General features: G+C 63.1%; 19 protein-coding genes. 10 read left to right on the top strand and 9 right to left on the bottom strand.

The features are described from left to right. Positions 1-7: 7 nt before the first annotated feature. From NKI67_RS03450 to NKI67_RS03475, 6 genes are all read right to left on the bottom strand, one after another. The gene (locus NKI67_RS03450; protein WP_156937255.1) at positions 8-271 is read right to left on the bottom strand and encodes an acyl carrier protein; all 264 of its coding nucleotides are present in this window, start codon (positions 269-271) and stop codon (positions 8-10) included. A 19-nt stretch (positions 272-290) separates the two neighbouring features. After that, positions 291-2,228 (bottom strand): asparagine synthase (glutamine-hydrolyzing), encoded by a 1,938-nt coding sequence (gene asnB, locus NKI67_RS03455; RefSeq protein ID WP_023674161.1) that lies wholly within the window; start codon positions 2,226-2,228, stop codon positions 291-293. Positions 2,229-2,413: 185 nt separating this feature from the next. Continuing rightward, a complete protein-coding gene (locus NKI67_RS03460) occupies positions 2,414-3,385 on the bottom strand; it encodes an NAD-dependent epimerase/dehydratase family protein (RefSeq protein WP_031211063.1) in 972 nt (323 codons plus the stop codon). Positions 3,386-3,494: 109 nt separating this feature from the next. Further along, a complete protein-coding gene (smc, locus tag NKI67_RS03465) occupies positions 3,495-6,953 on the bottom strand; it encodes a chromosome segregation protein SMC (RefSeq protein ID WP_023674159.1) in 3,459 nt (1,152 codons plus the stop codon). A gap of 117 nt (positions 6,954-7,070) precedes the next feature. Then, entirely contained in the window at positions 7,071-7,796 is a 726-nt protein-coding gene (locus tag NKI67_RS03470) for a DsbA family protein (protein ID WP_023674158.1), read from the bottom strand. A 129-nt stretch (positions 7,797-7,925) separates the two neighbouring features. Further along, positions 7,926-8,426: a DUF721 domain-containing protein gene (locus tag NKI67_RS03475; protein ID WP_023674157.1), complete on the bottom strand. Its 501-nt coding sequence runs from the start codon at positions 8,424-8,426 to the stop codon at positions 7,926-7,928. Positions 8,427-8,475: 49 nt separating this feature from the next. Between NKI67_RS03475 and mutY the strand changes: the two genes are divergently transcribed. Further along, positions 8,476-9,588 carry an A/G-specific adenine glycosylase gene (gene mutY / locus NKI67_RS03480; protein WP_023674156.1) on the top strand — a complete coding sequence of 371 codons (1,113 nt, stop codon included), beginning with the start codon at positions 8,476-8,478 and terminating at the stop codon, positions 9,586-9,588. Positions 9,589-9,599: 11 nt separating this feature from the next. After that, the gene (locus NKI67_RS03485) at positions 9,600-10,211 is read left to right on the top strand and encodes an HAD family hydrolase (RefSeq protein WP_023674155.1); all 612 of its coding nucleotides are present in this window, start codon (positions 9,600-9,602) and stop codon (positions 10,209-10,211) included. 65 nt (positions 10,212-10,276) lie between these two features. Here NKI67_RS03485 and NKI67_RS03490 read toward each other — a convergent pair whose 3' ends face one another. After that, positions 10,277-11,410: a site-specific DNA-methyltransferase gene (locus NKI67_RS03490; protein WP_023674154.1), complete on the bottom strand. Its 1,134-nt coding sequence runs from the start codon at positions 11,408-11,410 to the stop codon at positions 10,277-10,279. A 180-nt stretch (positions 11,411-11,590) separates the two neighbouring features. Here NKI67_RS03490 and NKI67_RS03495 point away from each other — a divergent pair, with 180 nt between their 5' ends. Further along, on the top strand, positions 11,591-12,280 hold the full coding sequence (locus tag NKI67_RS03495; protein WP_023674153.1) for an HAD family hydrolase: 690 nt from the start codon (positions 11,591-11,593) through the stop codon (positions 12,278-12,280). Between the two features lie 38 nt (positions 12,281-12,318). On the opposite strand, the gene NKI67_RS03500 is transcribed toward NKI67_RS03495, so the two are convergent. Further along, positions 12,319-13,017, bottom strand: coding sequence for a hypothetical protein (locus NKI67_RS03500; protein WP_023674152.1), 699 nt, complete (start codon positions 13,015-13,017; stop codon positions 12,319-12,321). A gap of 128 nt (positions 13,018-13,145) precedes the next feature. Between NKI67_RS03500 and thrC the strand changes: the two genes are divergently transcribed. From thrC to NKI67_RS03520, 4 genes are read left to right on the top strand one after another with little or no spacing between them, the layout of a single operon-like run. Further along, positions 13,146-14,543 (top strand): threonine synthase, encoded by a 1,398-nt coding sequence (gene thrC, locus NKI67_RS03505; protein WP_023674151.1) that lies wholly within the window; start codon positions 13,146-13,148, stop codon positions 14,541-14,543. 14 nt (positions 14,544-14,557) lie between these two features. Next, positions 14,558-15,850 carry a M16 family metallopeptidase gene (locus tag NKI67_RS03510; RefSeq protein ID WP_023674150.1) on the top strand — a complete coding sequence of 431 codons (1,293 nt, stop codon included), beginning with the start codon at positions 14,558-14,560 and terminating at the stop codon, positions 15,848-15,850. A gap of 15 nt (positions 15,851-15,865) precedes the next feature. Continuing rightward, positions 15,866-16,462 carry a GNAT family N-acetyltransferase gene (locus NKI67_RS03515; RefSeq protein WP_023674149.1) on the top strand — a complete coding sequence of 199 codons (597 nt, stop codon included), beginning with the start codon at positions 15,866-15,868 and terminating at the stop codon, positions 16,460-16,462. A gap of 2 nt (positions 16,463-16,464) precedes the next feature. After that, complete coding sequence (locus tag NKI67_RS03520) at positions 16,465-19,353, top strand: EAL domain-containing protein (RefSeq protein WP_023674148.1); 2,889 nt, start codon at positions 16,465-16,467, stop codon at positions 19,351-19,353. Between the two features lie 24 nt (positions 19,354-19,377). Here the strand turns inward: NKI67_RS03520 and NKI67_RS03525 are convergent, their stop codons facing one another. Further along, the gene (locus NKI67_RS03525; RefSeq protein WP_031211061.1) at positions 19,378-19,986 is read right to left on the bottom strand and encodes a YqgE/AlgH family protein; all 609 of its coding nucleotides are present in this window, start codon (positions 19,984-19,986) and stop codon (positions 19,378-19,380) included. A gap of 147 nt (positions 19,987-20,133) precedes the next feature. Here NKI67_RS03525 and NKI67_RS03530 point away from each other — a divergent pair, with 147 nt between their 5' ends. From NKI67_RS03530 to NKI67_RS03540, 3 genes are all read left to right on the top strand, one after another. Next, on the top strand, positions 20,134-20,940 hold the full coding sequence (locus tag NKI67_RS03530) for a protein-disulfide reductase DsbD domain-containing protein (RefSeq protein WP_023674146.1): 807 nt from the start codon (positions 20,134-20,136) through the stop codon (positions 20,938-20,940). 81 nt (positions 20,941-21,021) lie between these two features. Next, a complete protein-coding gene (locus tag NKI67_RS03535) occupies positions 21,022-21,522 on the top strand; it encodes a peroxiredoxin (protein ID WP_023674145.1) in 501 nt (166 codons plus the stop codon). A 147-nt stretch (positions 21,523-21,669) separates the two neighbouring features. Further along, positions 21,670-22,149 carry a DUF2938 domain-containing protein gene (locus NKI67_RS03540; RefSeq protein WP_023674144.1) on the top strand — a complete coding sequence of 160 codons (480 nt, stop codon included), beginning with the start codon at positions 21,670-21,672 and terminating at the stop codon, positions 22,147-22,149. Positions 22,150-22,151 lie beyond the last annotated feature (2 nt).

Consider the following 22,151-nt stretch of genomic DNA (forward strand, 5'->3'; position numbering starts at 1 on the left):
ATGGCGCCTACGCTGCCAGCGCTTCTGCCTTTGCCTTGATGAAGGCTGAGATGCGGTCAATCGAATCCAGATTGGCCGGTACGATGTCGGCATCGACCATCGCTATGCCGAAATCATCCTCTATAAATGCCACGAGCTCCAACACGGCCGTCGAGTCGATGATGCCGTTCTCGATCAGTGATACGGAGTCTGCAAGCTCGTAGGACGTGTCCCCGTACAGGAAGTTGTCGACGATAAAGGTTTTGACCTTGTCCTTGATTGCTATCATGATTTTTCATTCCCTCGATTTCTCAGGCCGCTCGTGCTGCACCGACCTTTTCGCCGGTGAAAATCTTCTGCCACAGTTGCGTCGACAAAATGCCGACGAAAGCCGCATTGTCGCGGAATCCGGACGCTGGCTGCAAGCGGCATTTCTCGTGCAGGTTCGCCACCGCCTTGGCGTTGAATAGTCCGCCGGCGGCGATGCTCGCCTCGCTCAGTGAATCGCGTACGTAGTCCAGTTCTCCCGCTCCAACGAAGGAGCGGGCTTCCGGTGCCCGGTAAGGCTGTTTGGTGCGCTCGCGGATGGCCGTCGGAAGCAGGTGCTTGGCAGCTTTGCGCAATATGTGTTTTTCCACCAGTCCCTTCAGCTTCATCTCCGGCGGAAGTCTGGCCGCAAACTCCACCAAGCGATGGTCAAGGAAGGGGAAACGCCCTTCGATACCGTGCGCCATGGCCATGCGATCGCCCTGGCTGGAGAGGATGTAGCCCGGCAGGAGAAAGCGGGTTTCGAGATATTGCGCCTGATGCAGCGGATGCCACCGGGAAAATGCCTCAGGCAACCGGCTGGCCAGGTCCTCGGCTGCGTCATACCCCTTCAATGTCGCGCGCAGGTCACCGGAAAAGAACATCTTCGCCGCTGATGTGGTCTTGAAACGCGGCCGATGCGAGAACAGCGGATCGTCCAGGGCAGCGCTGCCGGTTCCGAAGAACGCAGCCAGGTACTCCACGGACTGCTGTTGCAGGCCCGGCAGATAGGGATAAAGCTTGCGGAACAGTTGTGGCCTTATGCGCGATGCCGGCTGTCGCGCGCAGAAACGGCGAACCCGCGCTTCCTTGAAGACATCATAACCGGCAAACACCTCGTCGGCGCCTTCGCCTGTCAGCACCACTTTCAAACCGGCCTGGCGAACGAGGCCAGACAATTGATAGAGGGGGGCCGGGGCGGTGCGGATGATCGGCCGCTCGGTAAAGCGGATGACTTCGGGAAACACACCGGCGATATCGCCGGCACGGCAGGCGATGGTTCGATGCTGCGTGCTAATTGCCGACGCCATTTCGGTCTGGAAGGCGCTTTCGTCATGCTCGGCGCTGTCGAACGTCACGGAAAATGTCTGCAGCTTAAGAGGAGTCATGCCGGCCGCGAGTGCCGAAACGAGGGATGAATCGAGCCCGCCCGAAAGGTAAGAACCGACCGGCACGTCGGCGCGCATGCGAAGCCTCACCGCGTCGGTCAACAGGGCCTGCAGTTCCTCGGCCGCGTCGTCCTCATTGGTGATCTTCGATGGCGTATCCGGATACGGGTAGTCTAGGTGCCAATATGGTTTGACCGTGACTTGCCCCTGTGTCGCGATCATCACGCTTGCCGGCTCCAGCTCGTGGATGTTGCGGAAAGCCGTGCGTGGAGCGATCGGCGCCCACAGCGTAAAGATCTGGTCGAGTGCAATCGGATCGATTTCGGCCGAGACGCCGGGTACCTTCAGCAGGGCCTTTATCTCCGACGCAAAGTAGAGCACCCCGTCCTTGCTGGTGTAGAACAGCGGCCGAACACCCATGCGGTCTCTTGCAAGCACCATCCGCCGCCGCCGGTTATCCCAAATCGCGAAGGCGAAATCACCGTTCAGGAGCGACAGGCAGTCTTCGCCCATCTCGTCATACAGCTGCAGGAGAACTTCGGTATCGCTCGATGTGCGGAAGCGTCGGCCCTTGGCCAGCAGCCCTTCGCGCAATTCCACGTAGTTGAAGATCTCGCCGTTGAACGCAATCGTCAAATTGCCGGTTTCGTCGGACATCGGCTGCTGGCCATCACCAATTCCAATCACCGACAGCCGCGCATGCCCAAGCCCAGCCTCGGGCGCTACGAATTTCCCTTGTTCATCCGGCCCGCGATGGGCGATCGCAGACGTCATGCGCGCAAGCAAAGCTTCCGCATCCCGGACTGAACCGAAATAGCCCCCGAATCCGCACATCCACACAGCTCATACTGAACAGCAAGCCACGAAACATAGCGGTCATAAGCGCCTCAAAGGTTAATCGGATACTTTTCAGCGAGCATGTGGTTAACAGGATGTTAGGACAAAACGATGCTTTTGCGGACCGACTTGCGCCCCACTCCAGGTGTCACGCTTGAAGGCGTCACGGCGAGCGATGCAAATCACTGCTTCGAGTACGGCCGGTACCAGTCAACAAACTTCTTCAGCCCGTCCTCTATCGAAACGCTAGGCCTGAAGCCGAAATCCCGCTCCAGCGCGGTCATGTCGGCGTAAGTCTTCTCGACGTCGCTTGCCTGCATCGGCTCGTTGTGGCGGATTGCCTTGACCTTGAGCAGCCTTTCCAGAATGTCGATGAAGTCGCCCAGACGCACCGGCCGGTTGTTGCCGACATTGTAGAGCCTGTTCGGCGGAACGTCAGCCGCCGGCGGCTTGTCGAGCACGGCGACAACCGCCTTCACAACATCGTCTATGTAGGTGAAATCGCGCCACATTTCGCCATTGTTGAAGACCCGGATCGGTTTGCCCTCGAGCATCGCCTGGGTGAACATCCAATAGGCCATGTCGGGACGGCCCCAGGGACCGTAGACCGTGAAAAACCGCAGGCCGGTCTGCGGTATGCCGAACAGATGGGCGTAGGTGTGGCTCATCAACTCATCGGTTTTCTTGGTGGCAGCGTAAAGCGAAACGGGCTTGTCGACCTGATCGGCTTCGCTGAACGGCACGCTGCGGTTGCCGCCATACACCGAGCTCGACGAGGCATAGACCAGATGCTCGAATGCCGGTTCGGCGCGACAGAATTCGAGCACTTCGAGGTGGCCCATGACATTGGAGCGGATATAGAGCCGCGGATTGTCGAGTGAGTGGCGCACGCCCGCCTGCGCGGCAAGGTGCACGATCCTAACGATGCCTTGCCCGGCCAAAGCGGCTGCAAGCGCGCCCTGTTCGGCAATATCGATCTGGTGGAACGAAAAATCCTTATGGGGCAGAAGGCGGGCAAGCCGCCCCTTTTTGAGCGCCAGGTCGTAATAGTCGTTCATGTTGTCGACGCCGACGACCGCTTCTCCCCGGTCGAGCAGATGGTGGCAAACGTGGCTGCCAATGAATCCCGCGGCTCCGGTGACAAGTATAGGCAACAAGCTTCTCCACGCGCATAGCCGGGCCGGTATCTGGAGCGGCAGATCCGGCCCATTTTGTCGTGCTATAGTCGAAAGCCGAGGTGGAGACCACCATTAAGCTGATGCGTCAGCTTGCCTCGCGCATGGCTTCGGCCGCCTGCAGGTCAACCGACACCAGTTGGCTGACGCCTTGTTCGGCCATGGTCACCCCAAACAGCCGGTCCATGCGCGCCATGGTGATCGGGTTGTGTGTGATGATGACGAAGCGCGTTTCGGTCGTTGCGGCCATTTCGTCCATCAGATTGCAGAAACGCTCGACATTGTGGTCGTCGAGCGGCGCGTCGACTTCGTCGAGCACGCAGATCGGCGCCGGGTTGGTCAGGAACACGGCGAAGATCAGCGACATCGCCGTCAACGCCTGCTCGCCGCCGGACAGCAGCGTCATCGTCTGCGGCTTCTTGCCGGGCGGGCGCGCCAGGATCTCGAGCCCCGCTTCGAGCGGATCGTCGGACTCGATCAGTTGCAGCTCGGCGGTGCCGCCGCCGAACAGGTGCGAAAACAACCGTTGAAAATGGCCGTTGACCACCTCGAAGGCGGCGAGCAGCCGCTCGCGGCCTTCGCGGTTCAGGCTATGGATCGCCTGCCGCAGCTTGCGGATCGCCTCGATGATGTCGTCGCGCTCGGAGACGATGGTCTCCAGCCGGTCCGACAGTTCCTTCTGCTCCTCCTCGGCGCGCAGATTGACGGCACCGAGCCGTTCGCGTTCGACCTTCAGCCGGTCGAGCTGACGCTCGATCTCGGCCATTTCGGGCATCGGGCTGTCGGATTCGAGGCCGGTGTGGCGGATCACCAGATGCGGCGGCGTGTTCAGCGTTTCCTGGATGCGCGCCTCGACTTCCAGCCGACGCTCGTCGGCGGCGGTCAGCCGCTCTTCGGCGCGAACGCGGGATTCGCGCGCCTCGGCCAGCGACTGGATGGCAGCAGTCGCAGCCTTGTCCAGCTCGGACTGCCGGTTCTCCGCTTCCTGCAAGCGGTCGCCCGCTGCCTTGCGCAGGCTTTCGGCCTCGGCGAGCTGCGACAGCAGGGCGCGCCGCTTGGCGTCAATCTCGTCGGGAGCGTCGGCCAGTTGCTCGCGCTCGGCCTCGGCCTCTGCCTTGCGTTCGCCGAGCGCCGCGATCTGCGTCGAGGCGTTTTCGGCGCGCTCGACCCAGTTGCGCCGTTCAACGCTGATGGCGTCGAGCCGGCGCGCACGTGCCTCGGCTTCCCGCCTCAGGCCCTCGTGAACGGCACGCGCATCGGCAAGGGCGGCGCGGTCGCGGGCGACGTTGGCGGCCGACTGCTCGAGCTGCAATTGCAGATCGCCGAGATCGGGCGCGTCCTGCAGCAGCATTTCCGCCTCGACGAATGCCGCCGCCGTTTCCTCATGGCTGTCGACAATGCGTGCGCGCGCCTCGTCAAGTGCTGCACGCCGGCTCGACAGCTCGCCGCCGGCTTTTTCGGCCTCGGCCAGCGTATTGCGGGCAGCGTCGAGCCCGTGCTGGGCGTCGCGCCCGGCCTGTCGGGCGTTGCGTTCGGCCTCGCTCGCCTGGGCAAGCGCCTGTTCGGCCTGGGCAAGGGCTTGTTCAGCTTCGCGCAGGGTGCGCGTGGCATGGACTGCTTCGGCATCGAGCTCGGCCAGCCGGTTTTTCTGCGCCAGCCGCTGCGCGGCGGCGGTCGGGGCATCGGCGCTGGCGGTGAAGCCGTCCCAACGCCAGAGCGCGCCTTCGCGGCTGACTAGCCGTTGACCGGGAGCAAGCAGCGTCTGCAGCCGTCTTCCGTCGGCGGCTTCGACAATGCCGATCTGGGCCAGCCTGCGGGCCAGCTGTGCCGGCGCACGCACAACGCTGGCGAGGCTCCTTATGCCTTCGGGCAATGCGGCGTCGGCAGGCTGGATTTCGCTCTGGCCCCAATGTACCGGCGCACTGCGGTCGAGCGGCACGTCGAGATCTTCGCCAAGCGCGGCACCCAGCGCCGTCTCGTAGCCGCGCTCGACGCTGATCTGCTCCAGCACCGAGGGAAATAGATCGCCGCTGGCGGCGTTGAGGATCTTGGCCAGCGTGCGGGCCTCGGTTTCGATCCGCGCCAGCTCGGCCTTTGCGTCCTGAACCGGTGGGCGGCCAGCACTTTCGCCTGCACGCGCCTCGGCGACCGCCTGTTCGGCGGCAATGGCGGCTGCCTCAGCCTCTTCGAGCAGCGCCAGCGCCTGATCGACCAGCAGCCGCTTCTCGGCGGGATCGGGCAGGCCGGCGACTCTGGAGACGATCTCCGACAGTTCGCGGTCGACATCGGCAAGCTGGCGGGCAAAGCGGTCGCGGCGCTCAGCGGTGTCGCGCAGCGTCCGTTCGATCTGGTTGCGCGAGGCGGCAGCCTCCGCCCGTTCGGCGGTCAGCGCGGCGAGCCTGGCCTCGCTCGAGGCAAGCGTCGATGCCGCCTGCTCGAAAGCCGCGCGGGTGCTGGCCTCGCGCTCGGCGGCGCCGGCGTTTTCGGCGTTGAGCGCGGCTTCTTCGGCGGCGAGGCGTTCGAGGATATCCGCATTGTCGCGGACCATGCGCTCCTCGCGGGCAAGGTCGCCATCGAGCTGTTGCAGTCGGCGGTCGAGCTCAGCCTGGCGGGCGCGGATGCGGCCTGCCTCTTCCTCGATCTGCGCCTTGGCGATCGATAGACGCTGGAAGGCGGCGGCGGCAGCGGCTTCCGCATCGCGCAGGTCCGGCAGCCGGTGGGCGTTGATGCCTTGTTCCCTGGCGGCAGCCATCTGGGCGGCGGCACGGTCGCCGACCAGCGCGGTGGCAATCGCCAGCGCCGAACGCGCTTCGCCTTCCTGCGTCTTGGCCAGCGTCCAGCGCAGATGCAGCAGCGTCGCTTCGGCCTTGCGGATGTCGGCCGACAGGTTCTTGAAGCGCGAGGCCTGGCGGGCCTGGCGTTTCAGGCTTTCGATCTGACCCTCCAGCTCGCCGACGACGTCGTCCAGCCTTTCGAGGTTCTGTTCCGCCGCCTTCAGCCGCAGCTCGGCTTCGTGGCGCCGTGTGTGCAAGCCGGAAATGCCGGCCGCCTCCTCCAGCAGCGCGCGGCGCGCCTGCGGCTTTGCCTGGATCAGCTCGCCGATGCGGCCCTGGCCGACCATCGAGGGCGAGCGGGCGCCGGTCGACTGGTCAGCGAACAGCAGCTGAACGTCCTTGGCGCGAGCCTCCTTGCCGTTGATGCGGTAGAGCGAGCCGGCCTCGCGCTCGATGCGGCGCGAGACCTGCAATTCGTCGGCGTCGTTGAAGGCGGACGGCGCGGTGCGGTCGCTATTGTCGAGGAACAGCGTGACTTCGGCGGTGTTGCGGGCCGGACGCGTTCCCGAGCCGGAAAAGATGACGTCGTCCATGCCGGACGCACGCATGTTCTTGTAGGAGCTTTCGCCCATGACCCAGCGCAGCGCCTCGACCAGGTTCGACTTGCCGCAGCCGTTCGGCCCGACGATGCCGGTCAGACCGCGTTCGATGACGAACTCGCCGGGTTCGACGAAGGATTTGAAGCCGAGGAGGCGAAGGCGCGAGAACTTCATTCGCGCCGGCCCATAGCCAAGTTTCGCAAAACTGTGCCGCGGTTTTGCAAGGAGAACCCGCGGCAAGACAAAGAAGTGCGCACGCCGAAGCTACGCCGCTTCGGCGCTGCCGAAACGTCAGAGCAGAGGGTCGATGATGGCCGACATTTCCGCAATCGACATCGCCCCTTTGTAGGTCTTTCCGTTGATGAAAAAGGTCGGTGTGGAATCGACCTTGAATTCGTCGGCGCCGCGCTTCTGGACAGATCTCACATCGTCCAGAAGTTTCTGGTCCGTCAAGCAGGCCTCGAAGGACTCCTGTGTAAAACCGGCAAGCTTGGCGATTTGCAGCAGTGCGTCCTTGGTATTGTTCACACCAACCCAGTTCGCCTGCTGCCTGAACAGTACGTCGACCATCGGGAAATAGTTGTCCTTGGAGCAGCGCGCCAGCATGAAACCGGCCTCGGCGCTGGGATCGAACGGAAACTCGCGCAGTATGTAACGGGCCTTGCCGGTGTCGATATATTTCGTCTTCAGCTCCGGAAAAGTGGTCTCGGCGAAATGCGCGCAATGCGGGCAGGTCATCGATGCATATTCGACGATAGTGACCTTTGCATCGTCCTTGCCGAGCTGCATGTCGGGCAATGCGCCGGGCTTCAGCAGTGCCGCCATATCGACCGTGCCCTGAGCCTCCGGCGCCGCCGCGGCGGCCGGAGCGGCCGGCTTCGCAGGTTCCGGAGCCGCAGGCTTCACATCCTGCGCCTCGGCTTTCTCGCCCGAGTCGCTGCAGGCGGCAAGCAGCGCCACCGCTGGTATTGCGGCCAGCGAAGTCAAAAGGTTTCTGCGGGACAAGGAACGGATCATACGAATCACCTGGCAATAGTTGGATTTTGCAATGCAAAGTCTACAAAAAGCGAGAGTTGGCGCGAATTAAGGCATTACCGCCCCTATTCCAATCGCCAAATCCGGGCATACCATCACGATAGCGCGAGATCACGGTTTCTTTTGACCGAGAATGGTGGCGCCAAGCCGCTCCAGCGAGGCGCGCAGCCCGCCGTCCTCGATCAAACCAACGGTGCCCGACAGCTTCGCTTTCTCGGCCGCAGTCAGCGGCCGCAAACTGGGTTTCGGCTTGTCCTTGCCCGCCATTACCGGCTTCTGCACGATCCTGATCCGGCCGATCGCATTGAAACCGAGGAAGGCATTGACCCGGTTGATGATCTCGCCGGTCTCGTGCTGCAGATGCAGTGCCGCTACACCCTCGCAGGCAATCACCAGCACCGCCGGTTCGAAAGGATCGTCCTCATGCATGCGGCGCGGCCACTGGATCTTTTCCGGGCGCGAGCGGCCGGCAAGCCGCGGCCCGGCAATTTCTTCCCATGACTGGACCAGTCCGATCGACATACCGGCCCGCTTGCGCAGCACCGGGTCGAGGATCTCGGTTGCGAGATCGCTCACCGGAACGGGATTGCCGAAGGGCCTTTTCCCTGCCATGTGCGTTCTCCAGCTTCAGCACCAATGGATTAGGGCCGACCCTCGATCAATGGCACTGCACGACCAGACCCGCAAGGCCGTATCCGGAGACAATGTCGAGATCGCCTCCCGGCTGCTTGCCTGGTACGACGCGCATCACCGCGACCTGCCCTGGCGCGTTTCGCCGCGCGCGCTGGCGGGCGGGGCGCGGCCCGATCCCTATCTGGTCTGGCTTTCCGAGGTGATGCTGCAGCAAACCACGGTCGAGGCGGTAAAATCCTATTTTCAGGCGTTCATGCAGAAATGGCCAACGGTCCAGGCGCTGGCGGCGGCACCGACCCAAGACGTCATGAAGGCCTGGGCCGGGCTCGGCTATTATTCCCGCGCCCGTAACCTCAAAGCCTGTGCCGATCTCGTCGCGCGGCAAGGCGGCCGCTTTCCGGACAGCGAGTCCGGCTTGAAGGAACTGCCCGGCATCGGCGCCTATACGGCGGCGGCGATCGCAGCGATCGCCTTCGACCGACCAGCCGCGGTCGTCGACGGCAATGTCGAACGGGTCGTCTCACGGCTGTTTTCGATCGCCACGCCGCTGGGCGAAGCCAAGGGCGAGATACGCGGCCAGGTCGAACGCATGGTTCCCCTGACAAGGCCCGGCGACTTCGCGCAGGCGATGATGGACCTGGGCGCGACGATCTGCACGCCGCGCCGGCCCCGCTGCATTCTGTGCCCCGTTCGCGTGGACTGCAGCGCCACGATCTCGGGCGACCCCGAACGCTTTCCGGTCCGCCTGCCCAAGGCCGAAAGACCCTTACGCCGCGGTGCCGCCTTCGTTGCCGTCAGGTGCGACGGCGCCATCCTTCTGCGCAAGCGCGCGGACAAAGGCCTGCTCGGCGGCATGACTGAGGTGCCGACGACCGGCTGGACGGCGCGCATAGACGGCGCCACCACGGAAGCGGCGGCCCCGCTCCCCGGCAACTGGCAGCAGGCCGGACGCATCGGCCATATCTTTACCCATTTTGCGCTTGAACTCGACGTGTTCAAGGCGGAGACCGACGTTGCCGCCCCGGTCGGGCATTTCTGGTCGCTGGCCCATGAAATTTCCGGGGAAGCGCTGCCGAGCGTCATGAAAAAGGTAATCGAAGCGGCGATGCCGGGCGCGACGAAAAAGCAGCGGCCGCGTTGAAAGAGAGAAGAATGACTGAAATCCGCCACATCGTTTTCGACATCGGCAAAGTGCTGATCCACTATGATCCGGACCTGCCCTTCAGTCGCTTGATCCCCGATCCCGACGAACGGAAATGGTTCTTCGACAATGTCTGCACGCATGATTGGAACATCGAGCAGGATCGCGGCCGCAGTTGGGAAGAGGCCGAAGCGCTGGCGATCGCGCAATATCCCGAGCACGCCGAAAATATCCGCAATTTCCGCCGGCACTGGCACGAGATGGTGCCTCACGCCTATGAGGACAGCGTCGCCATCATGATCGGCCTGATCGACAGCGGCCATGACGTGACGATGCTCACCAATTTCGCTGCGGATACGCTCGCCGAGGCCCGCGAGCGCTTCGATTTCCTCAATCGGCCGCGCGGCGTCACCGTTTCCGGCGACATCCGCCAGATCAAGCCGGATCGCGCCATCTATGACCACCACGTCGCCGCGTTCAGCCTCGAACCGTCAGCGACGCTGTTCATCGACGACAGCCAGAAGAACGTCGACGGCGCCAAGGCGGCGGGCTGGCAGTCGGTGCTGTTCACCGATGCAAAGACGCTCAGGGCGGACCTTGAGCGCCTTGGGATCAAAGTGTGATTTGAATCGGTTCCAGGAGTTGGTTGAGCCTTCGCATTAACCGATCTGTCGCAACTCGGAAGCCGTCAGGCGCCCGCCCGCTCCATGCCTAGCCGAGCAATGCGGCGAAGCTCGTCGATCGGGGTCAGGCCGCCGCTGCGCTCATAATGCCAGAAGGTCCATCCGTTGCAGGCGTCCAGCCCCTGCACCTCGGCGCCGATCTTGTGGATCGACCCGGCACTGTCGCCGATCGCCAGCGTGCCGTCGGCGCGCACTTTTGCCGCCCAGCGCTTCTTGGCGTCGTAAAGCGTGGCGCCTGGCGCCACCAGGCCATTGTCGAGAAGCGTGACGAAGGCGACGCGCGGCTCAGCGCGCTTGCCGGTCAGTACCGTCAAATTGGCGCCTTCCAGCGGCCGGACCGCATCGATACGTTCCATGGCGGCATCGATATAGGTTTGTTCGCGCTCGATGCCGACGAAGTGGCGGCCAAGCCGCTTGGCCACAGCCCCGGTGGTTCCTGAACCGAAGAACGGGTCGAGCACGATGTCGCCCGGCCTGGTCGATGCCGTCATGACGCGGGCAAGCAACGCTTCCGGCTTCTGCGTCGGATGCAATTTGTCACCATTGTCGTTCTTCAGGCGCTCGCCGCCGGTGCAGATCGGAAACAGCCAGTCCGAGCGCATCTGGACGTCGTCGTTCGATGCCTTCAGCGCCTCGTAGTTGAAAGTGTAGCCCTTGCCCTTCTGGTCGCGCGATGCCCAGATCATCGTCTCATGCGCGTTCTGGAAACGGCGGCCACGGAAATTGGGCATTGGATTGGTCTTGCGCCAGACGACGTCGTTGAGGATCCAGAAGCCCAGGTCCTGCATCTTTGCCCCGACCCTGAAAATATTGTGGTAGGAGCCGATAACCCAGATCGTGCCGTTGGGCTTCAACACACGGCGCGCCGCCAGCAGCCAGGCGCGGGTGAAGGCGTCGTAGGCCTCAAAACTGTCGAACTGGTCCCAATGGTCGTCGACGGCATCGACCTTGGATTGGTCGGGCCGGTGCAGATCGCCATCGAGCTGCAAATTATAGGGCGGATCGGCGAAGATCACGTCGATCGACTTTTCCGGCAGCCGTTCGAGCGCGGCGACGCAGTCGCCCTTCAGGATCGTATCCAGCCACTCGGATTGCTGGGGAGCATCGGAAAGCTCGTCGAGAAGACGCACGGCAGACATTGTGACACCCAAGGCACGCGTTACTGTTTACTGTCCGTTATGGTTACCGATCAGCGTAAATATTCAGTGAAGCAGCCCGCCGAATTTGCGAAGCCCGGCCTGTTGGTGTATGCCGCGCCGCCTGAGCCGTTTGGACCAAAGGGCCCTCGGCATTCCCCTCATCCCGCTTTCCGGATCACCATGCCCCAGCCAGACCTTGTCATCTTCGATTGCGACGGCGTGCTCGTCGATTCCGAAATCATCGCCGCGCGGATCGATGCCGAGCTGTTGACCTCGGCCGGCTACGAGATATCGGCCGAGGAGATTTCCGAGGTCTATGCCGGGTTGACTTTCAAGGACATCATGATGCGGGTCGAGGAAAAGTCCCGGATCCCGTTCCAGGCCTCGCTGATCGACAAGGAGGAACAGCTGGTCGATCGTCGGCTGCGCAGCGACGTGCGTGCCATCGACGGGGCGCACGAGGCTGTCGCCGCGGTAGCAGTGCCGCGCTGCGTCTGTTCGAATTCGCGTTCGGAGCGAATCGAATTCATGCTGGAGAAGGTGCAGCTTTTGCCGTTCTTTGCCGGCCGTATCTTTTCCTCGCTGGAAACCCCGACCGGGAAATCCAAGCCGGCGCCGGACGTGTTTCGGTTCGCCGCGGAAAAGCTCAAGGCCGATCCTGCGAACACCTTTGTCATCGAGGATTCGGTGCATGGCGTCACCGGCGCCAAGACGGCGGGAATGCGCGTCATCGGCTTCACCGGCGCGGCGCACAGCTATCCCGGCCACGCCGATGCGCTGACCGAGGCCGGCGCGGAAACGGTCATCCGCCGCTGGGCGGAACTGAAAAGCGTGATCGCCGCGCTGTCGGAATGGTCGGCGGACGCCTGAGAGGCCGCCTCCAACCGCCGTGGCGCGAATGCAGCGGCTCAGTTGGTCGCGGCGGCTTTCTTCTTCCTCGGCTTGTCTGTCGCTACTTTCGGAGCGCCCTCGTCATACCCGGCATATGCCTGGTAGTCCTTCGCCGTCGGCTCCGGAACGACGACGTTGGAATCGGTGAAGACGAACTGCGTGGCACTCGAAGGATCGGTAACCTGGACCTGATAGGAGTGAAGCTGCGAATAGAGAACTTCGGTGCCGTGCATCACCGCGATGCGGATCGGCATGGTGATGGTGCCGGGGGTGAACATCGGGCCAGGCACGACCTTGCCGGCGACGGCTATCTTCATCGACAAGGAGCCGTTGGCGCGGCTGCAGTCGCGGGTCACATCGGTGATCGAAGCCTGATAGATGATCTTGGCGGAATCGTCCGGCTGATCGGCGCCAGCCGCGTCCGCTGCCGGCTGGGCGGCTTCCTCGGCGGCAACATCGGTTTTTTTCTTCGGCTTCGGACCGCTCTTGGCGTAGGTATTGAAGAAGGCAGTGCCGTCACGCAACGTCACTTTCGGGCAATAGGCCTGCAGCTGGCTGGAAAGCACCTTGGGATCGGGTGGCGGTGGCGGTGTCGTATCCTTTTTGCCGAAGCCGAGAATTCCATTGTCGCTCGATTGGCAACCTGCGGCGGCAAGCATAAAGCCGGCGAGCGCCAGACCCGCGACAAAACGACCGTTGAATGAATGAAACGCCATGAACTGCACTTCCCTCTCGCAAAGCCGGTGACGTATATCAACCGCGCGGCAAAAATGCGACTGAGCCTGCGCAGAAATCCACCACCTCGCGGCGGGCGAAAATTCCCGGCAGCAATGGAAACGTGACGATGCAATATGTGAGTACCCGCGGGGAAGCGCCCGCGCTTGGATTTTCCGACGCGGTGCTGGCCGGACTGGCGCGCGACGGCGGGCTCTACCTGCCGAGCGCCTGGCCGCATTTTTCCGCAGCCGAGATCCGCGCCATGCGCGGCCTTGCCTATCCCGATCTTGCCATCCGTGTGCTGTCGCCGTTCCTCGGCGGCGAGATCGCGGCGCCGGTGTTCGAACGGCTGGTGCGCGAAGCCTATGCGACCTTCCGCCATGAGGCCGTCTGCCCGCTCGTGCAGACCGGGCCGAACAGCTTCGTGCTCGAGCTGTTCCACGGCCCGACGCTCGCGTTCAAGGACGTGGCGATGCAGCTTCTTGCGCGGCTGATGGACCATGTGCTGGCCGAGCGCGACCAGCGCGCCACCATTGTCGGTGCCACCTCCGGCGACACCGGAGGGGCCGCCATCGATGCCTTTGCCGGGCGCAACCGCACCGACATCTTCGTGCTTTTCCCGCACGGCCGCGTCTCGCCGGTACAGCAGCGGCAGATGACGACCTCGACCGCCGCAAACGTCCATGCGTTGGCGATCGAAGGCAATTTCGACGACTGCCAGGGCCTGGTAAAGGCCATGTTCAACGACCACGGTTTTCGCGACCGGGTATCGCTGTCCGGCGTCAACTCGATCAACTGGGCCCGCATCATGGCCCAGATCGTCTATTATTTCTCGTCCGGCCTGTCGCTCGGCGCGCCCGACAGGCCGGTTTCCTTCACCGTGCCGACCGGCAATTTCGGCGACATCTTCGCCGGCTATGCCGCCAAGAAGATGGGGCTGCCGATCGAACGGCTGATCATCGCCACCAACGACAACGATATTCTGGCGCGCACGCTGGCGACCGGCGAATACCGCATGAAGGGGGTCTTTTCGACCACGTCGCCCTCGATGGACATCCAGGTGTCTTCGAACTTCGAACGCTTGCTGTTCGAGGCGTCCGGCCGCGATGCCTCGACCGTGCGGCGCTACATGGACGGGCTCAAGCAGTCCGGCGCCTTCACCATCGAGGCCGGGGAAATCGCCAGGATCCGCTCCGAATTCGACGCCGGCCGCGCCACCATGGACGAGGTCGCCGCCACCATCCGCACCACACTTGCGGCGAGCGGCTATCTGCTCGACCCGCATACGGCCGCGGCCGTGCATGTGGCCGCCGGCAAGGCTGCGGGTGAGGTGCCGATGGTGGTGCTGGGCACTGCGCACCCGGCAAAGTTTCCCGCCGCCGTCGAAGCCGCCAGCGGCGTGTCGCCTGCCCTGCCTGCATGGCTAGGCGGGTTGATGAGCGCCGAGGAAAAATACACGGTACTTCCATCCGACCTGAAAATGGTGGAAGATTATCTCGGCCGCCACACGCGGGCGGCGCGTTAGGGAGTAATTGCCATATGGGTGTTGAGGTAAGCCGTCTGTCGAACGGCCTGACAGTCGCCACCGAAACCCTTCCAAGCCTCGAATCTGTTGCCCTTGGCGCCTGGGTCAAGTCGGGCGCACGCAACGAGCGTGACGAAGAGCACGGAATGGCGCACTTGCTCGAGCACATGGCTTTCAAGGGCACCAGGCGGCGAAGCGCCTTCGAGATTGCCTCGGAGATCGAGGACGTCGGCGGCGAGATCAATGCCGCCACCAGCGTCGAGACGACCTCCTATTATGCAAGGGTTCTGAGCGACGACGTGCCGCTGGCCGTCGATATCCTTTCCGACATCCTGCAGGAATCCGAATTCGATCCGCAGGAGTTGGAACGAGAGCAGCATGTGATTCTGCAGGAGATCGGCGCCGCGCACGATACGCCCGACGACGTCGTTTTCGATCACTTTACCGAGACCGCCTTCCGCCACCAGACTATCGGCCGCTCGATTCTTGGCACGCCGGAAACCGTCAAATCCTTCACTTCGAAGCAGCTGCACGACTTCATCGAACGACAGTACGGTGCCGAGAACATGGTGATGGTGGCGGCCGGCGATATCAAGCACGACGATTTCGTGCGGGAAGTCGAAAAGCGTCTCGGCAGCTTCCGCGGCAAGGCCGACGGCACCATCCCGCAATATGCGCAGTATGTCGGCGGCGATTTTCGCGAGGACCGCGACCTGATGGACGCCCAGATCGTGCTGGGTTTCGAGGGCCGCGCCTATCACGTCCGCGATTTCTATGCCTCCCAGGTCCTGTCGATGATCCTGGGCGGCGGCATGTCGTCGCGACTTTTCCAGGAAGTCCGCGAAAAACGCGGCCTGTGCTATTCGGTCTATGCCTTCCATTGGGGTTTTTCCGACACCGGCGTCTTCGGGGTCCATGCGGCGACCGGACAAAGCGATATTGCCGAGCTGGTGCCTGTGATCATTGACGAGCTGCAAAAGGCCGGTGAAAACATCCTGCAGGAGGAGCTTGACCGGGCGCGTGCCCAATACCGCGCCGGGCTGATCATGTCGGCCGAGAGCCCGGCCAGCCGCGCCTCCCAGATCGCCAGGCAGTTGCTTCTGTTCGGCAGGCCGATCGCCAAGGAAGAGCTGATGGAGCGGCTGGCGGCGTTGACTGTCGAGCGGCTGACGGATCTGTCGTCCCGGCTTTTTTCGACCAAGCCGACGCTTACAGCCGTCGGGCCGGTGGGTACGCTCGCGCCCTATGAGGCAATCCTCGATTCGCTTTCGGGCACGCAGACCACTGCCCGTAAGCTTGCCGTCTAAGCCTATTCGAGCGTCGTGTTCGCGCTCCCTTTCTTTCGCCGCGACCTGCCGGCACTGAAGGGCGAGCTTGTCACGCTGCGCGTACCGCTGACCAACGACTATCGCGAGTGGTCGGTGCTGCGCAGTGAAAGCCGCGCTTTTCTTGAGCCGTGGGAGCCGCGATGGACCCCTGACGAACTCGACCGCACGGCGTGGCGGCATCGTATCGGGCGCTACCGCGAGGACTACGCGCAGGGGACGGCGATCGCCTTCTTCATCTTCGAGAAAAGCAGCGGCAGGCTGGCCGGCGGTATCACCCTCGGCAATATCCGCCACGGGGTCGCCCAAAGCGGCCATATCGGCTACTGGATCGGCGAGCGCTTCAGCGGACGCGGCCTGATGACCGATGCCGTCAAGGTGGTGACGCGTTTCGCCTTCGAAACGCTGCGATTGCACCGGATCGAAGCTGCCTGTATTCCCGACAACGCCCGGTCGATCCGCGTGCTTGAAAAAGCCGGATTCCGGCGCGAAGGACTGCTACGATCCTATCTCAGGATCAACGGCATCTGGCAGGACCATTACCTATACGCCCGAATCGCGGACGATCCGCCGGGCGTTGGAACAAAGGACTGATTTTGACGAATTTTCTGCGCAAGGGGTCGCTGCTTGCCTTTATGCTGGCGGCAATCGTCACGCTCTGCGCGGCATCCTCGGCGTTTGCCGTAGAACCGATCAAGATCGCCCGCGACGACGTTGCGCTCGATCTTTCGGGGGCCGTCTCGATCTACCGGAACCAGGGCGAGAATTTTCAGGTGTCGACCGCGCCAGGCCCGGACGGCATCGTGCGGCGCATCGAGGTCGAGGCAAATGATGCGCGCTCGACCGGTGACTGGGCGGTGTTCGCGCTCGCTAATACCACCGACCAGCAGCTCGACAGGCTGATTGTCGCACCGCATTTCCGGCTGGTGAATTCCGGCCTGTTCTGGCCGGATCTCGGCTCGACCCGTATCGCTGCGATCACGCCCAGCGAAGGCTTTGCGCTCGACCGTCAGACCAGCCCCGACGCCGACGTGTTCCGGGTGACGTTGAACCCCGGAACGGTGATTACCTTCATCGCCGAGCTCGCCTCGCCCAAGCTGCCGCAGGTCTATCTGTGGGATCCTGAATCCTACAAGGACTCGGTCAATTCCTACACGCTGTTTCGTGGCATCGTCATCGGCATCGCCGGCCTGCTGGCGCTGTTCCTGACCATTCTTTTCGTCGTCAAGGGGACCTCGATGTTCCCGGCAACGGCGGCCCTAGCCTGGGCGGTGCTTGCCTATATCTGCGTCGATTTCGGCTTTCTCAACAAGATCATAGAGATCTCACCGGGCAATGAGCAGATGTGGCGCGCCGGAACGGAGGTGGCGCTCGCGGCGACCTTCGTGGTGTTCCTGTTTGCCTATCTCAACCTCAACCGGTGGCACGGCCATTTCAGCTACGGCGCACTGGTCTGGATTCTCGGGCTGGTGCTGATCGCCGGTGTCGCCATCATCGATCCGGCGGTTGCCGCCGGCATTGCCAGGCTGTCCTTCGCCGCCACCGCGCTGACCGGGCTCGGCCTGATCATCTTCCTCGGTATCCGCGGTTACGACCGCGCCATCATGCTGGTGCCCAGTTGGGTGATGGTTCTGCTGTGGCTATGCGGATCGTGGATGGCAATCACCGGCATGCTGGACAACGATATCGCTCAGCCGGCGCTGGGCGGTGGGCTGATCCTCATCATCCTGCTGATCGGCTTCACCGTGATGCAGCACGCTTTTGCCGGCGGCGCGCTGCATCAGGGCCTGTTCTCCGACCTTGAGCGGCAGGCGCTGGCGGTTGCCGGATCGGGCGATACTGTGTGGGACTGGGACGTGCTGCGCGACCGCGTCGTCACTCGTCCCGACGTCAGCATTCAGCTCGGTCTTGCCCCCAACAGCCTCGGCGGCCCTGCCCGCAACTGGCTGCCGGTGCTGCATGCCGACGACCGCGACACGTTTCGCACGACACTCGACGTGGTGCTCGAGCACCGGCGCGGCCGGGTGTCGCAAAACTTTCGCCTGCGCGGCGCCGACGGGCACTATCACTGGTTTTCGTTGCGCGCCCGGCCGGTGATCGGCTCGGACGGCGAGGTCATCCGCTGCGTCGGCACCATGGTCGACGTGACGGAGCAGAAGAAATCCGAGGAACGGCTGCTGCATGACGCCGTGCACGACAATCTGACCGGCCTGCCCAACCGCGAGCTGTTCATGAACCGGCTGGAGGCGATCATTTCGATTGCCCGCACCGAAGAGAAGGTGCGCCCGACCGTCTTCGTCATCGACATAGACCGGTTCAAGCAGGTCAATGACGGGCTCGGCATCTCGGCCGGCGATACCATCCTTTTGACTATCGCGCGGCGGCTGCACCGACTGCTCAAGCCGAAGGATTCGCTGTCGCGCTTTGCCGGCGACCAGTTCGCGCTGATGCTTTTGTCGGAGCAGGATCCGGCCCGCATCGCGGCCATTGCCGATGCCATCAAGCACGCCATCAACAACCCGATCACCTTCGCCAAGCGCGAGATCGTGCTGACGGCCTCGATCGGGCTGATCACCTGGACCGCCACGCAGACCTCGGCCGAGGACATGGTCAAGGATGCCGAGCTTGCCATGCATCAGGCCAAGCGCTTCGGCGGCGACCGGATCGAGCCGTTCCGTCCCGCCTTCCGCACCGTCGGCACCGACCGGCTGCAGTTCGAGTCCGATCTGCGCCGCGCCATCGAACGACGCGAATTCACGCTTGCCTACCAGCCGATCGTGCGGCTGGAGGACGGCAGCGTCGCAGGCTTCGAAGCGCTGCTGCGCTGGGACCATCCGCGGCGCGGCATGATCCCGCCGGCGGATTTCATTCCGGTTGCCGAAAACTGCGGCCTGATCGTGCAGCTTGGGCTGTTTGCCATGCAGCAGGCTGCCGAAGACCTGGCGGGATGGCAAAAGCAGATCGGCGATGCGCCGCTGTCGGTCTCGGTCAATCTGTCCAGCCGCCAGCTCATCCGCCGCGACCTGGTCAGCGACGTCCGCTCGGTGATCGCGCGAGCCAACCTGAAACCGCGCTGCTTCCGGCTCGAACTCACCGAATCGCTGGTGATGGACAATCCCGAGCAGACCGCCCATGTGCTGACCAAGTTGAAGCAGCTTGGCATCGGCCTGTCGCTGGATGATTTCGGCACCGGCTATTCATCGCTGGCCTATCTGACGCGCTTTCCGTTCGACACTATCAAGATCGACAAGAGCTTCGTCGACGACGCGACGCCGAAACGTGCGGTGCTGCTCAAATCCATGGTCAACATGGCGCATGAACTCGGCCTGTCGGTTGTCGCCGAAGGCATTTCGGACGAGAGCGATGCGCTGGAGTTGCGGCAGATGGGCTGCGAATACGTGCAGAGCTTCATGTTCGGCGCGCCGATGCCGGGCGACCAGGTGCTGAAGACGCTGAAGGAACAGTATCCGCTCACTCAAGCGTGACAAGTTTCGGGGACGTGATGAGGCTCAGGCGTGACCGGCAGCCAGGCTGAGATGCGCGAGATCGATGCCGATCGAGGCGAGGATCCGGTCATATTTGCGATCGATGTCGGCGTCGAACAGAAGCTCGGCACTTGCCGGGCAAGTCAGCCAGCCATTCTCGACGATCTCGTTTTCAAGCTGGCCTGCACCCCAGCCGGCATAGCCGAGCGCCATCAGAGCCCGCCGGGGTCCGCGGCCGGAGGAGATGGCGCGCAATATGTCGACGGTCGCGGTGAGACAGACATCATCGGACACGGCGAGCGAGGATTCCACCCGGTAGTCGCCCGAATGCAGAACGAAGCCGCGGCTGCGATCCACCGGTCCGCCATTGCGCACGACGAAGTCGCGCGCCGGCGGCGGCAGGCGAATTGCCTCCAGCTCGTTCATGATGCCAAGTTGCACGAGCAGGTCCGGAAACAGCATCTGCTGCGTCTGGTTGATGATCAGCCCCATCGCGCCTTCGTCGCTGTGCGCGCAAATGTAGATGACGGAGCGCGTGAAGCGGTCGTCCTTCATGCCGGGCATGGCAATCAGGAACTGATCGTCGAGAAAGCCGGGTCCTGCGGCCGTCCTTTTATGGCGCAACAAATCCATGGCCACAGCGTAACGCGTTTCCGGGGCGTCGAAAAGATGGGCGGCGCCCGATTTGATCAGGCTCAAAAGCCGAAGGTCACGCAAATATGATGCCGGCGGCGTCATGAAATCATTGCGCGGCCATCAACGGACGATCAAATCATCGCCATGCAAAGCTTGAAAATCCTGCTGCTTGGTGTGGCCATTGGATCGGCGACCGGCTTCCCCGCCTCAGCCTCCTCGTCGGCCTGGTACAACAGCGAAGGCGGCAGGGTGCGGCTGGTAACAAGCGGCAAAGCCGACGAGGCCGGACGTCTCCAGGGCGTCCTCGACATTGCGCTGAAGCCCGGCTGGAAAACCTATTGGCGCGATCCGGGCGATGCGGGCGTGCCGCCACAGATCGACGTCTCGGCCAGCACCAACATTGCCGACGCGACGCTTTCGTTTCCGCCGCCGCAGCGCCACGATGACGGCTATGGCAAATGGGCCGGCTACGACCACCCGGTTTCGTTGCCGGTGACGTTCACGCTTGCCGCGCCCGGCCAACCGGCCGTCATCGATGCGGACATCTTCCTCGGCATTTGCGAAACCATCTGCATCCCGGTGCAGACAAGGCTGACCGTCGATCCCGGCGCCGATCCCGACAACGCCGAGGATGCGGCACTGGTCAAGGCGGGCCTTGCAACCCTGCCCGCCACGGCAACGCCCGATTTCGGCATAAACGTACTGCCGGGCGACCACGAAACGCTGATTGTCGAAGCGAGCTTTCCGGGCAGCCCCGAGGGCGCCGACTTCTTCGTTGCCGGCGAACGCGACTACATGTTCGGTGCCCCGGCACGCAGCGAAAAGGATGGCAAGCTGATCTTTACTGTACCGATCCTCGACAGGCCGTCGACAACGCCAACCGATGGCGGCCTGCACTACACACTGACAAGTGCCGCAGGCGCGGTCGAAGGCCTGTTGCCATTCCCGTGATGCCAACGTCTGGACGGTTGCCGGGCGCGCCTTAATTCGCTATCGCAAGGAGCTCCCTTCCATTTCCAAGCGAGGACCATCATGACGATCTCCGTTGGCGACAAACTGCCCGATGCGACCTTCAAGACAATGACCGCCGACGGTGCAAGGCCGATCACGACGGGCGAGATATTCTCAGGAAAGAAGGTCGTGCTGTTTGGCGTTCCAGGCGCCTTCACGCCGACCTGCAGCAACAATCATCTGCCCGGCTACCTGGACAATTACGACGCCATCCTGGCGCGCGGCGTCGACACTATCGCCGTTGTCTCGGTCAACGATGTTCACGTCATGGGGGCTTGGGCCCGCTTCAGCGGCGGTGAAGGCAAAATCCTTTATCTTGCCGATGGCAATGGCGATTTCGCCAAATCGGTCGGCCTCGACGCCGACCTCTCCAGCGGCGGCATGGGGCTACGCTCGAAGCGTTTTTCGATGATCGTCGATGACGGCAAGGTCACCGCACTCAATGTCGAGACAAAGCCCGGCGTCGACGAATCCGGTGCGGCTCACATTCTCGGACAGCTTTCCGTCCTGGCGACAGCCTAGGCCAGGCACGGCAAAGGGCGCCTTCGAGCGCTCAACGTCCAAAGGACGCTGACTTTTGCATCGGCGCATGATCCTTCCGAAAGCCGACCCGGTTTTCGGGACCATGCGTCGGCTCTTCGGGACTGCTTGCTTTTGGGGACCTCGATTATGTCTGACATCGTCTGGCGCAGCGTCGCGATCGGCATCGGCGCAACCGCGCTTATGGATGTCTGGGCGATTTTCCTGAGCAAGGCGTTTGCTCAACCGCGGCCGAACTGGGGGCTGGTCGGCCGCTGGGTCTGGCATCTCAGGGAAGGCAAGGTCTTCCATGACGACATTGGCAAGGCCTCGCCCTACCCGCATGAATCAGTACTTGGCTGGGCCTTTCATTATGCTGTCGGCATCGTCTACGGCTTCATACTGGTCGTGCTGGCCGGAACGGCCTGGCTCACCGCGCCGACCTTCCTGCCGGCCTTTATCATCAGCATGGTCACCGTCGGCGCCGGCTGGTTTCTGCTGGCGCCCGGCATGGGCGCCGGCTGGGCCGCTTCGAAGCGGCCCAATCCGATGCAGGTCCGCGCCCTCAATCTTGTGTCGCACACGGTGTTCGCAATCGGACTGTTCGGCACCGCCCTGCTGATCCGATAGGT

The sequence above is a fragment of the Mesorhizobium sp. M0408 genome (assembly GCF_040321495.1).
GTDB lineage: Bacteria > Pseudomonadota > Alphaproteobacteria > Rhizobiales > Rhizobiaceae > Mesorhizobium.

What these genes read in the sequence shown, in the direction of transcription:
- NKI67_RS03530 (WP_023674146.1), top strand. Translation starts at nt 20,134, where the DNA reads ATGCAAAGCTTGAAAATCCTGCTGCTTGGTGTGGCCATTGGATCGGCG.
- NKI67_RS03510 (WP_023674150.1), top strand. Translation starts at nt 14,558, where the DNA reads ATGGGTGTTGAGGTAAGCCGTCTGTCGAACGGCCTGACAGTCGCCACC.
- NKI67_RS03490 (WP_023674154.1), bottom strand. Translation starts at nt 11,410, where the DNA reads ATGTCTGCCGTGCGTCTTCTCGACGAGCTTTCCGATGCTCCCCAGCAA.
- NKI67_RS03500 (WP_023674152.1), bottom strand. Translation starts at nt 13,017, where the DNA reads ATGGCGTTTCATTCATTCAACGGTCGTTTTGTCGCGGGTCTGGCGCTC.
- asnB (WP_023674161.1), bottom strand. Translation starts at nt 2,228, where the DNA reads ATGTGCGGATTCGGGGGCTATTTCGGTTCAGTCCGGGATGCGGAAGCT.
- smc (WP_023674159.1), bottom strand. Translation starts at nt 6,953, where the DNA reads ATGAAGTTCTCGCGCCTTCGCCTCCTCGGCTTCAAATCCTTCGTCGAA.
- NKI67_RS03495 (WP_023674153.1), top strand. Translation starts at nt 11,591, where the DNA reads ATGCCCCAGCCAGACCTTGTCATCTTCGATTGCGACGGCGTGCTCGTC.
- thrC (WP_023674151.1), top strand. Translation starts at nt 13,146, where the DNA reads ATGCAATATGTGAGTACCCGCGGGGAAGCGCCCGCGCTTGGATTTTCC.
- mutY (WP_023674156.1), top strand. Translation starts at nt 8,476, where the DNA reads ATGGCACTGCACGACCAGACCCGCAAGGCCGTATCCGGAGACAATGTC.
- NKI67_RS03540 (WP_023674144.1), top strand. Translation starts at nt 21,670, where the DNA reads ATGTCTGACATCGTCTGGCGCAGCGTCGCGATCGGCATCGGCGCAACC.
- NKI67_RS03470 (WP_023674158.1), bottom strand. Translation starts at nt 7,796, where the DNA reads ATGATCCGTTCCTTGTCCCGCAGAAACCTTTTGACTTCGCTGGCCGCA.
- NKI67_RS03485 (WP_023674155.1), top strand. Translation starts at nt 9,600, where the DNA reads ATGACTGAAATCCGCCACATCGTTTTCGACATCGGCAAAGTGCTGATC.
- NKI67_RS03525 (WP_031211061.1), bottom strand. Translation starts at nt 19,986, where the DNA reads ATGGATTTGTTGCGCCATAAAAGGACGGCCGCAGGACCCGGCTTTCTC.
- NKI67_RS03535 (WP_023674145.1), top strand. Translation starts at nt 21,022, where the DNA reads ATGACGATCTCCGTTGGCGACAAACTGCCCGATGCGACCTTCAAGACA.
- NKI67_RS03475 (WP_023674157.1), bottom strand. Translation starts at nt 8,426, where the DNA reads ATGGCAGGGAAAAGGCCCTTCGGCAATCCCGTTCCGGTGAGCGATCTC.